This is a genomic window from Polaromonas sp. P1_G4, assembly GCF_056405475.1.
In genome coordinates, this window is sequence record NZ_JBFUCA010000709.1 from 1 (window position 1) to 1,720 (window position 1,720).

2 protein-coding genes are annotated in these 1,720 nt (G+C 65.0%); both read left to right on the top strand.

The features are described 5' to 3' along the window. A partial coding sequence (locus AC1D1X_RS22480) for an acyl-CoA dehydrogenase family protein (protein ID WP_477699244.1) occupies positions 1-872 on the top strand: 872 nt, incomplete at its 5' end. 73 nt (positions 873-945) lie between these two features. Continuing rightward, on the top strand, positions 946-1,720 hold a 775-nt coding region (locus AC1D1X_RS22485), incomplete at its 3' end, for a YdcF family protein (RefSeq protein ID WP_477668051.1).

Sequence of the window (1,720 nt, forward strand, 5' to 3'; positions counted from 1 at the left end):
TCAACGCCTACGGCAGCGAAGCGCAAAAGCAAAAATACCTGCCCAAGCTGGCCACCGGCGAATGGGTGGGCTGCTTCGGCCTGACCGAGCCCAACCATGGCTCCGACCCCGCCAGCATGCTGACGCGCGCCAAGCCGGTGGACGGCGGCTTCATCGTCAAGGGCGCCAAGATGTGGATCACCAACAGCCCGATCGCCGACGTGTTCATCGTCTGGGCCAAGCTGGAAGACCCCGACGGCAAGGTCGGCGGCCAGGAAAGCATTCGCGGCTTCGTGCTTGAGAAGGGCATGAAGGGCCTCAGCGCCCCCAAGATCGAAGGCAAGATGAGCTTGCGCGCGTCGATCACCGGCGAGATCGTGATGGACGACGTGTTTGTGCCTGAAGCCAACCTGCTGCCCAACGTGAGCGGCCTCAAGGGCCCCTTCGGCTGCCTGAACAAGGCGCGCTACGGCATCGCCTGGGGTGCGCTCGGTGCGGCTGAAGACTGCTGGTTCCGCGCCCGCCAGTACACCATGGACCGCCAGCAGTTCGGCCGCCCGCTGGCACAAAACCAGCTCATCCAGAAGAAGCTGGCCGACATGCAAACCGAGATCACGCTGGGCCTGCAAGGCTGCCTGCGCGTGGGCCGGCTGATGGACGAAGACAAGTCCGTGCCGGAAATGATTTCGCTGATCAAACGCAACAGCTGCGGCAAGGCGCTGGACATCGCCCGCCTGGCGCGCGACATGCACGGCGGCAACGGCATCCATGACGAATACCATGTGATCCGCCACATGATCAACCTCGAAACGGTGAACACCYACGAAGGCACGCATGACGTGCATGCACTGATCCTGGGCCGCGCCCAGACCGGCCTGCAAGCCTTTTATTGATGGCCTTTCAGGGCTCCGGACCAATCAGGACGAGCGCGAGCAGCTATATTTTTCATAGCAATCAATACAACGCATGGAATTCGGCGCGCTCAAGCCTTTGCTAACCAGCCTGGCGCTCCCGCCGGCCTTGCTGCTGTTGCTGGCCCTGCTGGGCCTCGTGCTGGCCTGGCGAAATAAAAAGGCCGGGCTGGCGCTGGCAACCTGTTCAGTACTGCTGCTGGCGCTGCTCAGCTGCCACGGCACGGCCGTATGGCTGGCGCGCACCGTGCTGCCGCAGTTTGCCGCCATGCCGGTGGCCAGCCTCAAGGCCCAAAAGGTGCAGGCCATCGTGGTGCTGGGCGGCGGCGTGCTGCCTGAAGCAGCTGAATACGGCAGCAGCCAGCCGGGCGCGCACACGGCGGCGCGGTTGCGCTACGGTGTTTGGCTGGCCCGGCAGTCGGGCTTGCCGCTGGCCTTTACCGGCGGCATGGGCTGGGCGGCCAGCAGCGCACAGACCGATTCCGAAGCCGTGGTGGCCGCACGCACGGTGCAGCAGGACTATGGCATGACACTGCGCTGGAACGAAGCCCAGTCGCGCGATACATGGGGCAATGCCCGCCTGCTGGCGCCTGTGCTGCAGCAAAGCGGTGTGCAGCGCATCGCGCTGGTCACCGACGCCTGGCACATGCCGCGCGCTGTCCGGGCTTTTGAGCGTGCCGGCCTGACGGTGACGCCCGCCCCCATGGGCCAGGTGCAGCCGGCGCAGCACGACCTGATGGAATGGGTGCCTTCCGCCTCTGGCCTGGTGGTTTCACAGCAGGTACTGCGTGAGTGGCTGGCGCTGATGGTTGGCCGGTTCACACCCGTTT